At 60.9% G+C, this 16,581-nt stretch carries 12 protein-coding genes and 2 pseudogenes; 5 read left to right on the top strand and 9 right to left on the bottom strand.

From position 1 onward, the window contains the following. Nucleotides 1-130: 130 nt before the first annotated feature. From BM374_RS35820 to BM374_RS40395, 5 genes are all read right to left on the bottom strand, one after another. Nucleotides 131-1,291 carry an acyl-CoA dehydrogenase family protein gene (locus BM374_RS35820; protein ID WP_092303448.1) on the bottom strand — a complete coding sequence of 387 codons (1,161 nt, stop codon included), beginning with the start codon at nt 1,289-1,291 and terminating at the stop codon, nt 131-133. Nucleotides 1,292-1,340: 49 nt separating this feature from the next. Further along, nucleotides 1,341-2,537 carry an acyl-CoA dehydrogenase family protein gene (locus tag BM374_RS35825; RefSeq protein ID WP_092303450.1) on the bottom strand — a complete coding sequence of 399 codons (1,197 nt, stop codon included), beginning with the start codon at nt 2,535-2,537 and terminating at the stop codon, nt 1,341-1,343. Between the two features lie 1,280 nt (nt 2,538-3,817). After that, a complete protein-coding gene (locus BM374_RS35835) occupies nt 3,818-4,615 on the bottom strand; it encodes a carnitinyl-CoA dehydratase (RefSeq protein ID WP_092303454.1) in 798 nt (265 codons plus the stop codon). Then, nucleotides 4,608-6,692, bottom strand: coding sequence for an acetate--CoA ligase family protein (locus BM374_RS35840; RefSeq protein WP_092303456.1), 2,085 nt, complete (start codon nt 6,690-6,692; stop codon nt 4,608-4,610). Before BM374_RS35840 ends, BM374_RS35835 begins: the two co-directional genes overlap by 8 nt. A gap of 3 nt (nt 6,693-6,695) precedes the next feature. After that, nucleotides 6,696-7,121 carry a 3-keto-5-aminohexanoate cleavage protein gene (locus BM374_RS40395; protein WP_502689489.1) on the bottom strand — a complete coding sequence of 142 codons (426 nt, stop codon included), beginning with the start codon at nt 7,119-7,121 and terminating at the stop codon, nt 6,696-6,698. A gap of 631 nt (nt 7,122-7,752) precedes the next feature. Between BM374_RS40395 and tnpA the strand changes: the two genes are divergently transcribed. The 4 genes and pseudogenes from tnpA (at nt 7,753) to BM374_RS35860 (ending at nt 10,789) form a co-directional block, all read left to right on the top strand. Next, nucleotides 7,753-8,214 carry an IS66-like element accessory protein TnpA gene (tnpA, locus tag BM374_RS35845; protein WP_092303458.1) on the top strand — a complete coding sequence of 154 codons (462 nt, stop codon included), beginning with the start codon at nt 7,753-7,755 and terminating at the stop codon, nt 8,212-8,214. Then, nucleotides 8,211-8,564 carry an IS66 family insertion sequence element accessory protein TnpB gene (gene tnpB, locus BM374_RS35850; protein WP_092303460.1) on the top strand — a complete coding sequence of 118 codons (354 nt, stop codon included), beginning with the start codon at nt 8,211-8,213 and terminating at the stop codon, nt 8,562-8,564. Before tnpA ends, tnpB begins: the two co-directional genes overlap by 4 nt. Nucleotides 8,565-8,614: 50 nt before the next feature. Continuing rightward, nucleotides 8,615-10,172, top strand: a pseudogene (tnpC, locus tag BM374_RS35855) (IS66 family transposase). Nucleotides 10,173-10,213: 41 nt separating this feature from the next. Next, entirely contained in the window at nt 10,214-10,789 is a 576-nt protein-coding gene (locus BM374_RS35860) for a UPF0149 family protein (RefSeq protein WP_244552828.1), read from the top strand. A 346-nt stretch (nt 10,790-11,135) separates the two neighbouring features. On the opposite strand, the gene BM374_RS35865 is transcribed toward BM374_RS35860, so the two are convergent. The 4 genes from BM374_RS35865 to BM374_RS35880 form a co-directional block, all read right to left on the bottom strand. After that, on the bottom strand, nt 11,136-11,966 hold the full coding sequence (locus BM374_RS35865) for an ABC transporter permease (RefSeq protein WP_092303462.1): 831 nt from the start codon (nt 11,964-11,966) through the stop codon (nt 11,136-11,138). A 4-nt stretch (nt 11,967-11,970) separates the two neighbouring features. After that, nucleotides 11,971-13,221, bottom strand: a complete 1,251-nt coding sequence (locus BM374_RS35870; protein WP_092303464.1) for an ABC transporter permease — start codon at nt 13,219-13,221, stop codon at nt 11,971-11,973. 67 nt (nt 13,222-13,288) lie between these two features. Then, nucleotides 13,289-14,338, bottom strand: a complete 1,050-nt coding sequence (locus tag BM374_RS35875; RefSeq protein WP_244552829.1) for an ABC transporter substrate-binding protein — start codon at nt 14,336-14,338, stop codon at nt 13,289-13,291. Between the two features lie 106 nt (nt 14,339-14,444). Then, a complete protein-coding gene (locus tag BM374_RS35880) occupies nt 14,445-15,539 on the bottom strand; it encodes an ABC transporter ATP-binding protein (RefSeq protein WP_244552831.1) in 1,095 nt (364 codons plus the stop codon). A 765-nt stretch (nt 15,540-16,304) separates the two neighbouring features. Between BM374_RS35880 and BM374_RS35885 the strand changes: the two are divergent. Beyond that, nucleotides 16,305-16,565: pseudogene (locus BM374_RS35885) on the top strand (transposase); the annotation flags it as partial. Nucleotides 16,566-16,581 lie beyond the last annotated feature (16 nt).

A 16,581-nucleotide genomic window follows, 5' to 3' on the forward strand; every position in this document is an offset into this window, starting at 1 on the left:
TCAGCATCGAATGCGTCCGCTTTCCGTCGCGGCGTCATCGCGTCTACGGAAAGACCGCTGACCACGACAATCGCGATCATGCGCGACCTTCCAGCTTGATCAGTTCACCCGCACCAAATTCCTTTGGATCTTATTCCATTCGCTGATCGCCACTCAGCCCTCCAAGGGCGGCAAGCCGTCTCAGGTGATGCTCGGCATCCCCGAACAGCGTGTCGAGCATGGTCACATGCTTGAAATAGTGACCGACGCTGTGCTCCATAGTCATTCCAATGCCGCCATGGAGCTGAATTGACTGTTGCCCGATCGCTTTAGCCGACCGGCCAATTTGGACCTTTGCCGCCGAGACCGCGCGCTCGCGCTCGGATGCGTCGCTTTCGACCGCCATGATCGCGGCGTAAATGGCCATCGAGCGCGACTGCTCCAAATCGACAAACATGTCGACCGCCCGGTGCTGCAGCACCTGAAATGAGCCAATCTTCTTACCGAATTGCTCGCGCGTCTTGAGATAGTCGAGAGTGATGGCCTGCATTTGGGTAAACGAGCCGACTGCTTCGGCGCAGAGCGCCGCGACAGCCTCGTCCGCCACCCGCGAAATGACCGGAAACGCGCCTGCAGGATCGCCAATGACATTGGCTGTCTCAACGCGCACCCTCTCAAGAGTAATGTCGGCCGCACGCAAACCATCCTGGGTCGGATAACCGCGCCGTGTAAGGCCCGGCGCATCGGCGTCGACCAAGAAGAGTCCGACCCCATCATTCTCTCGCGTGTCTCCGGCCGTTCGCGCCGATACAATAATCTTGTCGGCCGCATCGCCGTGGAGAACGAGGTCCTTGCTGCCGTTCAGAATCCATCCGTCCCCGTCCCGCTTCGCCCGCGTCTCAACGTCGACGAGATCGTAGCGCGACTGCGGCTCCGCATAAGCAAAGGCTAATTTTGTCCGGCCTTCCGCGATCAAGGGGATCAACTCGGCCTTTTGCGCCTCGCTTGCACCAAGCCGAAGCAGGCCGCCAGCGAGAACCACGGTCGCAAAGTAGGGCTCCAGGATCAGCGCCTTGCCAAAGGCCTCCATGACGATCATCGTCTCGACGGCGCCGCCGCCGAAGCCGCCATGCTCCTCGGCAAATGGTAACGCCAAGAGTCCGAGTTCAGCATAGCGCGCCCACATCGCTTCACTGAAGCCGCGCTTCTCCGTCTGGTATTTGCGGCGGTCACCGAAGCTATAACTGTCAAGCATCAGTCGCTCGACGCTATCCTTCAAGAGCCGCTGCTCTTCTGATAGATCAAAGTTCACTGCCGAATTTCTCCTGAACCGGGACGCGGTGCCAGCGACCCTTGAGGCATCAGAGGCCGAGGATCGCCTTAGCGATGATGTTCTTTTGAATTTCGCTGGAGCCCGAATAGATCGAGGCCGCGCGGCTGTAGAAGTAAGTGGGGGCACTCCGCGCTGCGCCATAGGCGCCGACCGGCGGCTCGTTGCGGCCCTCACGCTCTTCTTGCGAGAGATCGCGAAGCGCGTAGGGTCCGGCCGCATCCATGAGAAGTTCCGCCGACGCCTGTTCGACCTCCGAGCCCCTCAACTTTAGGATGGAGCTTGCGGGATCCTGCGTACCTTTCTGTTGCTTCGATGCGCTCGCAACCACGCGAAGCTGAGTTATCTCGAGCGCCTTCAGCTGAACTTCGACCGCGGCGACCTTTTCCCGAAAAGCGGTCTGATCGATGAGGCGCGCCCCGCGGACGCAAGCCCGCTCGGCGAGTTCCTTGGCGAGCCGGATGCGCTCCTTAGAAATGCCTACGCCGGCATCGCCGAAGCGTTCGTTGCCGAGAAGATACTTGGCGTATCCCCACCCCTTGTTCTCCTCACCAACGAGATTCTCAATCGGAACACGAACACTGTCAAAGAATACTTCGTTTACCACATGATCGCCGTCAATCAACCGGATTGGACGCACGGTAACGCCGGGCGTCTTCAAGTCGATGAGGAGGAAGGATATACCTTGTTGTTTTTTCACGTCAGGATCGGTCCTGACCAAGCAAAAGATCCAATCGGCGTATTGCGCCCCGCTCGTCCAGATCTTCTGGCCGTCGACAACATAGCGGTCCCCATTGCGCACGGCCCGCGTCTTCAATGAGGCAAGGTCGGAGCCCGCGCCGGGCTCCGAGAAGCCCTGACACCACCAATCCTCAGCGTTCGCGATACGCGGCAGATAGTATTTTTTCTGCACCTCGCTGCCGAAGGTGTAGATCACCGGGCCAACCAGGGATTCCCCCATGCCGAACGTAAGCTGCGCCGGAAACGCACGCACCTCCTCTTCGAAAATGTACTGCTGCACGAGGGTCCACCCCGCGCCTCCATATTCTTTGGGCCAAGTCGGGACGCCCCTCTTGTTGAGGATACGTGCCCCAGCGGCAATCTCATCTTTTGCAAGCTTCCGACCTTCGGCCAGCTTGCGCCGGATCTCCGGTAGCACGTTGTCCCGCAGGAACTGACGCACTTCTTCGCGGAATGCCCGCTCTTCTTTTGTGAACGCGAGATCCATTAGACTCCCCACTGAGCGAATTCAGCTGTGAACTACCGCTATCCGCGCGCCAATTTGACGACGCGGATCCGTTGAGCGGCCTGCGCACAAGGTGTTGAGCTCTTCCGACCCTCGATCCCATCGGGTCCATGGCCGCCTGTTTCAGCGATCACACTCAGAACTCCTTCGACCCAGGTAACTATAGTCTGCCTCAATTCTTTTTTTGTGCATTGAGGCTTCGGTTCGCGCCTAAATGCAGCGTCTTGGCAGGGTTGGATGAGTTAATGCGCCATCATGGCTTCGGAGTAAGGGCGTGCGGGCGCTGAACCGGATTTCGGTCCTCGCAAAGGCGACTCAACGGAGTGCTCGCAGACTTCTTCGCAATCGGAAGGAGCATGACATCCCGCTGTGGCAGCGCGGAACGGTCATCGAGACTGAACCCGCACGATCTTTGCCTCGCTCGCTCGGCGACAGCCCAGGGAGTATCTGCCGCGGTTAAGAACTGCTCCAGCATTGCCAACTCTACGGTTTGAAGTCGCGCCATGTGCGACGGGGCAGAGGCACTGGCCGGAAAGGCAGGCAGCTTGCGAATATCGGATAGAATCTGCTCCGCTGGGCAGGTGCAGACGGAATGGTCCGAGGAAGTCCGCGTCAAGAGCCACTGCGCCTATGTTGCGCGCATCCTGCGGCGGCGAGCGGCGTCCTGGTCGCCATTCGCGGCAATGTCGAGAAAGTGATCCGAGGACGGCGCGAAATTCGCGGCGTCATGTTGGAGCGGCGCCAGCTTAAGCCACGTGAAGAGGAATTCGTCTCCGGCGAGTTGAGGGCCCGCCCCTGAGATCAGCACGATATCGATGCAACCATCGAAGCTCACCGCTCCATGATCGGGTGGATCAAGGCGTCTTGATCCGCGATTGAGGCCCGCGCCGAGCAGAGCATTCATGGGTCGCCCTAGTTCTCATGATGCGGGTCTCGCGGGGACGGTCCGCGGCTGACGTCGCTCCATGGCATGCTGTCCGACGGAACCGCTAATGCCATGTCGAACCACGCGCTTAAACGCGAACACATGTCAAGATTTGCGATCGATTATCAAGAGAAGCCTGAGCCCGCCAGGCGCCGCCCCAATGAGGAGAGCAGGACCATTGACGAAGGCGATGAGAGAACTCTCCGGCGGACGATCATCCCTTGAAATGTGGAATGCAGTACTCGAGACAAACGGGACGGCAGCGCTTCTCATCGGGCGGCGTGTGCTGCCTGGGACGTTACCACGCAACTGGAGCGCCACCTCGGCAATTTTGCGATTATCTCCCCTTCCAAACCGGTTCTCGCTTTTCTGCGAAAGCCCGGCGGCCCTCGCGCGTGTCCTCTGAGTCGTAGAGCGCGTCGACCGTTGCAAGCTGGCGGCGGGCTACCTTGTCTCTCGCTTTCTGGAAGGTCAGCGATTCCGCCACGCGCGCCGTTTCTTTGATCGCTGCGAAGACCAGGGGTGGGCCGCTAGCGAGCAGCCTAGCAACCTCCCAGACACGCTCCTCGAGCCGCTCCTTGGACAGCACCTCGTTGACCAGTCCCCAGCGATGCGCCTCTGCGGCATCCATCCAACGGCCGGTCAGCAGAAGGTCCATTGCAATGTAATAGGGGATACGCTTCGGCAGTTTGATTGTGGCTGCGTCGGCCAGCGTTCCGGCGCGGATCTCCGGCAGCGCGAAGGAAGAATGATCCGACGCATAGATCAGATCGCATGAGAGCGCCAGCTCGAGGCCTCCCCCGACCGCCATGCCGTTGACGCAAGCAATCACCGGCTTGTTCAAGTCGGGCAGTTCCTGCAGCCCGCCGAATCCACCGACACCCAAATCTCGGTCGACCACTTCTGCGCCCTCTACGTCGCCGCTGGCAGCCACCTTGAGATCCCAGCCGGCGCAGAAGAACTTGTCGCCGGCAGTCTTGAGGATCGCGACGCGCAGGTTCGGATCGTCGCGAAACGCTTTAAAGACCTCCCCCATCAGCCGCGACGTCTTCCAGTCAATGGCATTGGCTTTCGGGCGGTCGAGCGTGACCTCAAGGATAGTGCCTTCACGGCGAGTGGTGATGACGTCAGCCATTCTTCTGTTCTCCAAGTACCAGCAGCGCATCGGCGATCCAAGCGCCTTTGCCTTCTCCACAGACGATCAGTGGATTGATATCGAGTTCCTCGATCTCGCCGGCATTCCTCTGAACGAAGTCGGCGATTCTTGCTATGGTATCGATAGCCGCCGCGATATCGGCCTTCGGCCGACCACGGAAACCTTCGAGCAATGGGTAGAGTTTTAGGCCGCGCAGCGCGGTCCCGATGTCCTCGCGCGTGGCCGGCAGCATTAGGGTGACGCTGTCCCGCAACAGCTCGACCAGCACACCGCCGCTGCCGAGCGTCATCACCGCGCCGAATATCGGATCGCGGGTGAAGCCGACGATCAGCTCGGCGACCCCGTCGCTCACCATTCGCTCCGCATAGAGACCAGATCCGAGCGGCAAGAGAGCATGTGCCGCTGTATTGACGGAGCCAGCGTCCGTGAGGTTCAGCCGCACCGCGCCAACTTCCGATTTATGGCTGACACCCAGCGCCTTCAGCGCAACTGGAAAGCCGAGCGCCATTGATGAACTCACCGCTTCCTCCACATTGCTGGCGCGCTTCCCTCTCGGCACCGGAAGGCCTGCCTTGATCAGCTTCTCCTTGGCTTCGGCTTCGTCCAGCGTCAGGCGCTTGGCCTCAGATGACGCCTCTGTAGCCGTGGTGTTGACAGGCTGCGCCTGCGGCTCGCGCCAAACCTCGCCGATGAACGCCGCCGCCTGAGCTGCCTCCATAGCTTCCGAGATACCGAACAGTGGCGCGATACCGCGGGCGATCAGCCCGGCCGCGTAGTCCTCTGGCAAGTTCTCGGGAATCGTGGACACGATCGCGCCGTGCGCCTTGGTCGTCTTCAGCGCCGCTTCAAAGGAACGCAAGGTCGCCAAACCCCACTCATCAACTTTCAAGCGGTCGCGGCGCGGGAAATCGATCACCAGAATGTTGAGGTCGAAGCCACCCGATACCATGGCCGTGAAGGTGGCTGTCATCGCCGGCTCGTTGTTCCAGATGAAGGTATGGTAGTCGAGCGGATTGGCGACCGCGACCAGCGGCCCGAGCGTGGATTTGATAAGGGCGCGGTGGTCGGCCGTTAGCCCCGGGAAGTAAACCGGGCGGCCTTCGGCACTGTCGCCCATGAGGGAAGCCTCGCCACCCGAGCAGCTCATTGAGGAGAGCTTATAGCCGGAAAGAGGTCCGGTGATGTGCAGCAGCTTTAGTGCCTCGATGAATGCCGGGACAGAATCGACGCGCGCGATGCCGAGCCGCTTAAGGAAGGCGCCGGAAGCAGCATCGGAGCCGGCCAGCGATGCGGTGTGCGAGACCGTCGCCTGCCTTGCCTGCTCGGAACGACCAACCTTCATGGCAATTATGGGCTTCTTTAGCTCACGAGCCTTGGCCGCCAACCTTTCGAAGCCGACTACCGAGTCAAAGGCCTCGATATGCAGGCCAAGTGCGGTGACCCGCTCATCCTCGATCAGACCGAGCGCCATTTCGGAAAGACCGGTCTGAGCCTGATTCCCCGCAGTCATCAGAAAAGCGATGGGCAGGCCACGTTTCTGCATCGTTATGTTGATAGCGATGCTCGAGGACTGCGTGATGATGGCGACGCCACGGCCTCCCTCGGCCAGCCTGATGCCGCCATGATTGTCGGGCCACAAGAGCGCGCCGTCGGCATAGTTGATCAGTCCATAGCAGTTCGGACCAATGATCGGCATCTTGCCGGCGGCAGTGACGAGCTCGGCCTGCAGCCGTTCGCCGTCCGGGTCATACGCTCCGGTTTCGAGAAAACCTGAGGCATAGCAGACGCCCCCCCCGGCACCACGCTCGGCCAGCCCCTTGACCACCTCTATGGTGAGGTGCCGGTTGACGCCGACAAAGGCCGCATCGGGCGCATCGGGCAGGTCAGCCACTGAACGGTAGGCCTTGCGACCATGAACCTCGTCCTTGGCCGGATGTACCGGCCAGATCTCGCCGGCAAAGCCCATCTTGATCGATTGCGCGACGACGCGGGCCGCCTGCATGCCACCGAACACAGCGATCGATTTCGGACGCAGGAGACGTTCCAGTCTATGCATTGATCAGATCCCACACAGGCGCACCAGCGCCGAGAAATGGTATTGCGCTGGATTTCCGACGCGCTTTCGCAGATGCGCTCGACGCCCGCGTCGCGCGACACGCGGCCCCACCGGCACACGTCCATCGATCCCACGCGGCCGCGATTCTAGGTGCGAGCGAGATTCTGCCACAACCAATGTGGAGGCGCCGCCCACCGCCGCACTCAGGTTAATGACCCAATTGATGTCAAACTTCCAGGTGCGCCCTGCCACCGCCCGATACAGCGCCGGCCTCTGCGAGCCCTGCGCAGGTTGGAGATCGGGCACATGGATGGACACCATTGCCGCCCCTACTTCCTCGATTGCGGAGTCCGCAATCTGTTCCGGGCTACGTTCCCTCGAACTCCAAGCCTGTGCCGCCGCACAGGTGCCGAACCCCTCGGAAATCATTCCGACCTTTCCTCTCTCCGGAACCTACTTCCGAAGCCGCGCCAAAGCGGCAATAACTTCAAACTAATACCTCGGTGCAGAATCGGGATTTCACTAATATTGTCGGCGGTCGAGCAGAAATTGTGCGCGCAATAGCAAAGCATGAAGCTTCGCGCTGTCAGCCTAAGGACTGATGCAAGGTCGCTATGAGAGGTCTTTCCAAGCTTCAACGGGTTGGTGAAACCATGCTGGTTAATCCCACTTCAAAGGGAGCCGGCAGCCGAGGAGACTACAATAATATTGGGAACGACCTTGGCGGCGGCGTCTGCCGCGCGAGCAGCGCCCATAATTTCTCGTCAGCCTTTGAGGATCGAGGAATTATGCGCGTGCGCGGGATATGGATGTACAAGGCGAGCAGGGCCAAATGATTGCTCTGCGTTCGCTCCAAGCGCAGCAAGAGAGCAGCAGCCGCGCCAGCGTTTCCTCCTCACTGCGGCCGGAAAACGTTTGCTCGCACACATTGATATCGTTTCCGATTGCTGGCCCCAGTTCACCTATGCATAGTTCGTAACCGGCGTGACGCCCCCACCTAGCCATCCCTCGGCTTGCGCGCGATACAGCCTGGCATGAGCGGTTCGTTGGAGGTGGAACGATGGCAAATGCCATGCTTGATGCCAGGCAGGAAGGCGATTCCTATCGTCGCGTCGAGGTAATCACGGGGGAGCGCCGGCGGCGAGGATGGACGGGCGAGGAGAAGGCCCGGATCGCGGCGGAGAGCTTTGAGGAAGGTGCGAACATCTCCGAGGTGGCGCGACGCAATGGCGTTTCCCGCGGGCTGCTCACGGTGTGGCGACGCCAGGTTGCGGCGGTGGTGGCCGGCAAGGCGTCGAGCTTCGTGCCGATCCAAATTGGGGCCGAGAGCGACGGCGAGACGGCCGGCGAGTCCGAGTGCAGTTCGCCAGCACAGACGAGGCCTTTGGAGATCGCCGCGCCGCCGGCGAAGGCCTGCGGAGTGATCGAGATCGAACTGAGTGGGGCGCGCATCCGGGTTGAGCCGGGCGTGGAGCTGGCGACGCTTTCGACGGTGCTGTCGGCGCTTCGGGGCATCCGTTGATTGCGCTGCGGTCTGACCTCAAGGTGGTGCTGGCGACACAGCCGGTCGATTTCCGCAAGTCGGTGCACACGCTGTCGGCGCTGGTGAGCGAAGCGCTGCATGCGAACCCGTATTGTGGCGACGTCTTCGTGTTCCGCAGCAAACGCATGGACAGAGTGAAGCTTTTGGCGTGGGACGGCAGCGGCATGGTGCTGGTGACGAAGTGGTTGCACCAGGGGCGTTTCACCTGGCCGCCGATCCGCGACGGTGTGGTGCATCTAAGTGCGACGCAGCTCGCGATGCTGCTCGACGGACTCGAGTGGACGCGTGTCTCACCCAAGCCTGTGAAGCAGCCGACCGTTGTTGGCTGAGAGGTGAGGATTTCGCTGGAGCATGGAGCGGGCGCATGTATCGTTCGATTATGGCGATTCGCCCCGATGCTCTCCCGACCGATCCGGCGACTCTGACCGAGATGGTGCTCGCGCTTGACGTCGAGAACGAGAAGCTGCGCGTGGCGATGCAGACGCTCAAGGAGATGATCTTCGGGAAGCGCTCAAAGCGGCTTGCCACGCTCGTGGCCGAGCAACTCGCGCTTGAGCTTGACGACCTTGAGACCGGCGCCACCCCGCCTGCGGCTGCCAACGACGATGCGCCTGCGGCGAAGCCGTCTGATAAGCTGCGCAAGAAGGCGCGCCGCAACATCGGCGCGCTGCCCAAGCACCTGCGGCGCTGTGAGCAGGTGCTGGAGCCGGAGGCGACCGCCCCCGTGCTGCCAGGGCCAGCTCCACAAGATCGGCGAGGACGTCAGCGAGGTGCTGGACGTGATCCCGGCGATCCTGCGCGTGCCGCGGACGATCCGTCCCAAATACGGCGGCCGCAGCTGCACCGATGGCGTGGTCCAGGTGAAGGCGTTGCCGCGCCTGATCGAGAGCGGCATGGCCTCGACCGCGCTCGTGACTCACGTGGTGGTCTCCAAGTTCTCCTGGTATTTGCCGCTGTACCGGCAGGTGCAGATTTTGGCCGGCCAGGGCGTCCATCTTGACCGGTCGACGCTTGCCGGTTGGGTGAAGCGTGCGGCCTGGTGGCTCAAGAGCCTCTATGAGCTCCAGCTGCGCACAATCCAGGCCTCGCCGCGCGTGTTCTGCGACGAGACCCCGGTGCCGGTGCTCGATCCCGGACGACATCGCACTCGCATCTGCCAGTTCTGGGCGCATGCCATGGATGACCGGCCATGGGGTGGCCCTTCGCCGCCGGCGGTCGCCTACGTGTTCGCCGACGGCCGCGGCACCGAGGAGATCGCCGGACAATTGACGGGTTTTTCCGGCATTCTGCAGGTGGATGGTTATGCCGCCTACAAGGCGCTCGCCCGCGGTCACGGCGGCGCGATCCAGCTCGCCTTTTGTCTCGCCCATGCCCGACGCAAATTCGTCGAGGTGTTCAAGACGACCCAGTCGCCGTTTGCGCGCGAGGTGATCGAACGCCTGCAGGCGGTCTATGCCATCGAGGCGGAGATCCGCGGCAACAGTGCGGAGCAGCGGCTGGCCACCCGCCGCACCAGGAGCGCAGCGTTGATGGCGGCGCTCAAGGCGCGACTGACCGAGATCGTGGGCCAGCTCTTCTCCCAGTCGAAGCTGGCAGAGGCGATCAACTATGCGCTCAATCACTGGGATGGCCTGACGCTGTTTCTCCGTGACGGCCGCGTCGAGGTCGATTCCAACACGGTCGAGCGTTCCATGCGCCCGATTGCCATGGGAAGACGCAACTCGTTGTTCAGCGGCAGCGAGGGCGGCGCCGAGAGCTGGGCGATCCTGGCGTCGCTCGTGAACACGGCAAAGCTCCATGAACTCGATCCGCAGGCCTACCTGGCCGACGTGCTGGAGCGCATCGTGTCCGGGCGAACCAAGAGCCATCAGCTGCACGAGCTGCTCGCCTGGAACTGGAAGGCGGCGTGCCAGCGCACCGCACAGGCCGCGGCATGAGCCCGCGTCGTCATAAAGCAGCGTCGTCGGCGGCAGCCGCGATGCCACTTGAGGAACTCGAGCGATGGCTCCAGGCTCGCGTTGATCGGCATCCTGTCGCCACCAGCATTCCCACGCTCGATGGCTATGTCGCCGCGATCGTGACCGGACCGGTGTCGATGAGCCCACTCGACTGGATCTGCCCGCTGCTCGCCATCGATGCCGATGCTTTCAACCACGGCGGCACCCCGGAGTTCGCGGCGATTTCCGCCGTCGCGCTGCGTCATAACGAGATCAGCCAGACCCTGTCGACCACGCCTCGCCAGTTCGCGCCGATGCACCCGCGTGAAGTCAATGGCGATATCGATCCGCGTCCCTGGTGCCAGGGCTTCTATGCCGCGATGCGGCTCAGGCTGTCGGTGTGGGCGCCGTTGCTGGACGCCAGCAACGTCAATCACGGCCTGCTGCTGCCCATCCTGCTGCACTGTCGCGACGATCAGGGCCGTCCGCGGCTCGGACCGCCGCGAAGCGGCCGCGAGACCGAGGACTTTCTCCGCAATGCCCACCTCGACATTCCAGCGACCGTCGAGGCGCTGCGCCAATACTGGATGCCGATCCGCTACCCACGCGCCCGCTGATCACTGCGGACGTGGGAGTTCATACCGGTTACCATAGTTCAAACGCAACAAGGAGGTTCATTCACGCCAGGGTACGACCCAGCGCGCTGGAGCGCCTCAGTAACGAGCAGAAACCGGCCCCCCCTGCCCAGGTCGTCGATCGCAGCCGACAGCGACTTGAGTCGCGTCGGCTTCTACAGCCCTCGCATGAACACCCCCTCTCAAAGACTCGGTCGCCCTGCGCTGTCCCCGCGCGCAGTTCAGCCAAAGGTAGCAGGTACACTCGGTTGAATCGGTGGCCGACGAGGAGGCGCTCGCGGCGATCCAGCAGGGATTTCCTGCATGAGATTTAATGCGACAGGAAACGTCAATTGCTACGGATGCCGCGCATGCGTTCCGAGCGCCGCCGCAGCAGCTCAACGGTTGTCAGCATGGCGATTGAGAAAAGGATCAGCACGGTGGCGGCGGCAGTAATAGTCGGACTGATCTGCTCGCGGATGCCAGAAAACATGACCTTCGGCAAGGTCCGCTGCCCAGCGCTTGCGATGAAAAGAGCGACCACCACTTCGTCGAACGAGGTGCCAAAGGCAAATAGGGCACCTGAAATCATGCCCGGCAGGATGAGCGGCAGGATGACTTTGAAGAAGACAGTGATCGGCGGCGCGCCAAGTCCGGCGGCCGCGCGGGTCAGGGAGTGGTCGAAACTCATCAGGGTCGCGGTCACGGTGATGACGACGAACGGCGTGGCCAGCGTCGTGTGCGCCAAAATCAGCCCGGTGTAGGTGTTGAGCAGCCCCACATTTGCATAGAAGAAATATACGGCCACCGCAGTGATTACGACCGGCACGACGATAGGCGAAATTAGCAGGCTCATCACTGCTGTGCGCCAGGGGAAGTTCGGGCGACTAAGTCCGAGCGCGGCTAGCGTGCCCAGCACGGTCGACAGCAGCGTGACCGATACCGCGACGAAGATCGAGTTGTATAGCGCGCCCTGCCAGCGGATTGTTAAGAAGAATTCATCGTACCAACGCAGCGACGGCCCCGAGATTGGATAGGTGAAGAAAGGCACGGAATTGAAGGAGAGCGGGATGATCACGAGGATGGGCGCGATCAGAAACAGCAGTACCATCCCGCACATTACCCGGTGCAGATAGTACCAGCCCTTCTCCAGAGGCGAGGCATAAGGGAAAGCGGCCATTGTTCTATCCCAGCTTAATCCGGTCGACACCGACTAACTTGTTAAAAACATAATAAAGCAGCAGCGTCGCGGTGAGCAGGATAGCGCCAAGGGCCGAAGCCATCCCCCAATTGAGTTCCTCGTTCGTGTAGTGGGCGACGAAGTAGCTGATCATCTGGTCGTTCGGCCCCCCGACGAGGGCCGGGGTGATGTAATAGCCCAGGCACAAGATGAAAGTCAGCAGGCAGCCGGCGGCGATCCCCGGCAGGGTCTGCGGGAAGTAGACCTTCCAGAAGGCGTAGAACGGGCCGGCACCGAGCGAGCGGGCGGCGCGGACATGGATGGGCGGAATCGTCTTCATGACGCTGTAGATGGGCAGCAGCGTGAATGGCAGCTGGATATGAGTCATGGCCAACACCGTGCCTACCCGGTTGTAGATGAGCTCGGCAGGCTGCGATATAAGATGTAACGCCAGCAGGACGTCGTTAACCACGCCATGCTGCTGTAGAAGCACGACCCAAGCCGTCGTGCGCACCAGCAGCGAGGTCCAAAACGGCAGCACGACCATGATCATAAGCAGATTGCTGGTCTTTGGCGGCAAGGTTGCCAGCAGATAGGCCAGCGGGAAGCCTAGCAGCAGGGTCGCGGCGGTCACAGCAATGCTGATGCCTAGCGTGCGCAGGAAGATCATGCGGAAGATCGAGTTGTCCGGGGGAGAGGCAACGATCTGGCTGTCAGGGCCATATTGGTAGTCGACCGAGCGCAGCAGGTAATAGGCCGTATAGGCCGAGCTTCCGCGCTTAAGTAGGCTCCAGACGTCGTGCCGCGCCCACAACGGACTGATCTCGATCAACGCCGCCTTGTATGGGCCTGCGGAAAGGGTTCGCGCCTTTTGGGCGCTCGACGTGAACTCGCTGCCGGTGCCGGGCAGCTCATAGTTCATCCGCTTGCCAATGGCACCCATGGTCTTTTGCTCCCAAGCCTGGCTGAGGTCTCCGGCGAGAGCGGCATAGGCAACCTCGTCGGGCAAGTCCTTGCCATCCCAAGCGCGTAGCGCTGCCGTGGTTCGCGGCATCAGTGTCAGCAGCGTACTGTCATGGACTGCGTTGAACATCATCTGACCGATCGGTAGTACGAACGCGAACAGAATGAACAGCAGCAGCGGCAGGACCAGCGTAACGGCCTTCAGCTTGCGCCGGCGCTCGATCCGCTGCAGCTTGAGCCGCAGCGGAACGGTGTCGGGCTCGCCAGCGATTTGGACGACCGTTGTCGACATCGAAGCGTCTCTCTCAGTTTGTCGATTGCGGCGAGGAGACCGAAGCGCCCGGCCGTCCCACTTTAGTCTATTTCGCGAGCCAGGCCGTGAAGCGCTGGCGCAGTTCGTCGCCCCTTTCAGCCCAGAAGGCATGATTGGTCTCAATAGAATTGGCCATATGTTCGGGCGCAGTAGGGAGGTCGGGAAGGATCGGCGCATCGACAAGCGCGAGCGCGTCCTTGTTGGTGGGCCCGTAGGAGATATAGTGTGTCAGGTCGGCCTGCGCTTGAGCAGAACTGGCGAAGGCGATGAATTTGTAGGCATCATCCAACCGCGGACCACCCCTCGGAATCACCCAGAGATCCGCACCCCACATCTCGGCATCCCACATGATCCCGAAATGCTTGCCGGAGTTTTTTATCGCATCGTAGACGCGGCCGTTCCAGGCCGACGTCATGACAACCTGACCATCGGCGAGGAGCTGCGGCGGCTGGGCGCCGGCTTCCCACCAGACAACATCCTTCTTGATCGTGTCGAGCTTCTTAAAAGCGCGGTCGACACCCTCGGGCGTGCTGAGGACCGCGTAGACGTCCTTGGTAGCCACGCCGTCCGCAACCAGTGCCCATTCGAGATTTTGGTAAGGGTTCTTCCACAGCCCGCGCTTGCCGGGAAATTTCTTCAGATCGAAAAGGTCAGCCATGGTCTTCGGGCCGTTCGGCAGCTTATCCTTGTCATATGCAACGACGGTGGCACTTATGAAGGAAGGCACCCCGCAGTCATACTTGTCGCCCCCGATGAACTTGGACCGGTCGAGTCCAAGCCTGGTCCAGTCAATCTTCTCGAGGATGCCTTCATTGCACAATTGGATTGCAGACCTCCGGTCGCCGTCCACAACGTCCCAACTCACAGTCTTGGACTCGACCATGGCGCGGATCTTGGCGATCTCGCCGTTCCACTCGTCTTCGGTGACCTTAATGCCGGTCACCTTCGAGAATGGCTCGAAATAGGCGCCGCGCATGCTCTTCTGCAAGGCGCCGCCCCAGGAGGTGACCGTTAGCTGATCGCCGGCGAAAGCTGGCTTCGCGGGCGCAAGCACCACCGCTGCGAAGCCGGTCATGGCTAGGATGCTCGCGATCATCAATGACTTTCTCATGTCTCCCCTCTCGCTGCTATGTCACCCCCAAGGATGGAGGTGCGTTGCCAAAGAACCAGGTCACCTTGTTGCCGTGAAGGCTCGGTCGTCGTCAGAGCGCATCGAGCGCTCGACAATCCTCTGTCTTCCAACCGATGGTGATCGCAGAACCAGCCTCGATCTGGACCACACATTCCGAATTGGGCAGCTTGACCACAAAATCATCACGGCCGCAGACCGAAACCCGGGCGCGCACGTGATCCCCGAGATAGATCACCTCCGCAACCTCCGCGGCGAAGATGTTCGGCAGCGAACCCGGCGTCGGGTTCAGCTTCACTCGTTCTGGCCGCAACGACAGCACAGTCGGCCGGCCAACCGCCTCGACATTGATCGCCAGCGCCTCCACATTCCCTGCGCCCGCAATCTCCACCTTGCACGTCCCGCCGTTCATCGCCACGACGCGTCCCTGCAGCCGATTGTTCTCGCCGATAAACTGGGCGACAAAGGCGTTCTGTGGCCGCTCGTACAGCTCGGCGGGCGCAGCGAGCTGCTGGATGACCCCGTCGTTGAAAACCGCGATTCGGTCCGACATGGTCAGCGCCTCGCCCTGGTCATGCGTCACATAGACAACCGTGATGTCGAGCCCCTCGTGGATATGCTTGATTTCGAGCTGCATCTGCTCGCGCAATTGCTTATCCAACGCACCGAGCGGCTCGTCCATCAACACGAGCTTGGGATCGAAGATTAGGGCTCGGGCAAGCGCGACGCGCTGCTGCTGGCCACCGGAAAGTTGACCGGGACGCCGGGTGCCATAGGCGCCGAGCCGGACCATGTCGAGCGCCCTCTTGATCCTGGTCCCGATGTCAGCTCGGGCGAGATTGCGAACCTTGAGTGGGAAGGCGAGATTCTCCTCCACCGTCATATGCGGAAATAACGCATAGCTTTGGAACACCATGCCGATGTCGCGCTTGTGCGGGGGCATTTTATCAATTGGGATTCCCCCGAGAAGAATCGTCCCGTGGGTGGGCACCTCGAAACCCGCGAGCATCATGAGAGTCGTCGTCTTGCCGGAGCCGGAGGGACCCAGCATGGTCAAGAACTCACCTCGGGCGATGTCCAAATTAAGATTCTTAACGACCAGAGTTTGGCCGTCGTAGGTTTTCTGGACGCTGGAAAACTTCACAAAGGCATCATCCGTGCGCGGCATCGGCTTTCTCCTCGGTCCGGGCGCTTCTCCCGGTACTGCAGCGCCGCCGACTACCAGACCCTGATGTTCTTGTTTGATGGATTGCAGCTTCTCGATATCACAGGAATAGGCCTGCACGAGCCGTCTTCGGTTGACCAAATGGCGCATTCCGTCCCAGCCTACGTTTGACCGCGCGACCTTGCGGTCGACGGAAGTTCTTCTTTTCACGAAAAGATTATCGGCCTCGCAGAGCTGAATTTCTTTAATTTTCGTCCCCGCGTAGCCGAAATCCTGCGCCAGCGCCGGCGGATGCGAATATCTATGTCACTTGTAAACTGCGTAAGCGCGTCAGGGCACGAAAGGCTATCTGAGCTTTGAAACGAAGAAGCCAATCCGTGACTGCCTACGCAGATGAAGATCCTGAACCCAGTCTTCAGCCGCCGACGATCAAATCAGGCGACGCATCATCAGACTGCGAATGGAATATAGGGAATTGGCTCTACAGATCGCCCATGTGATCGCAACATCGCTCCATGAGCAGTGTCGCAAGTTCGGCACGAGGAACGCAACATGTCAGGAAATCGACGATCCTGATGAGACATCGCGATCAATCGTCCGCATCTTCCTTGTCAAGCCAGACGCGGGACGCTCGGTTGAAGCGACGGTTCACTGAGGATTAGATGATCGCGTTCCTGAAGGTGCACGCAGCCGAGCGAGGACCGCTGACCTGCCACTGAGTATTTCCTCCAGAAGTAGTTAGAGTCCGGCCTGAAGAAGGACGGACAGATGAAGCGAGCAAGGTTTACGGAAGAGCAGATTATCGCGGTGTTGAAGGAGCATGAGGCCGGGGCGAAGACGGCCGATCTGGCTCGCAGGCACCGGATCTCCGAAGCGACAATCTACAACTGGAAGGCCAAATTCGGCGGCATGGATGTCTCCGAGGCCAAGCGGCTGAGAACCCTGGAGGAGGAGAACGCGAAGCTGAAGAAGCTTCTTGCCGAGCAGATGCTCGATGCAGCCGCCCTTCGCGAGCTCCTTTCAAAAAAATGGTAGGGCCCGCCGC

The sequence above is a fragment of the Bradyrhizobium sp. Ghvi genome (assembly GCF_900115265.1).
Lineage (GTDB): Bacteria > Pseudomonadota > Alphaproteobacteria > Rhizobiales > Xanthobacteraceae > Bradyrhizobium.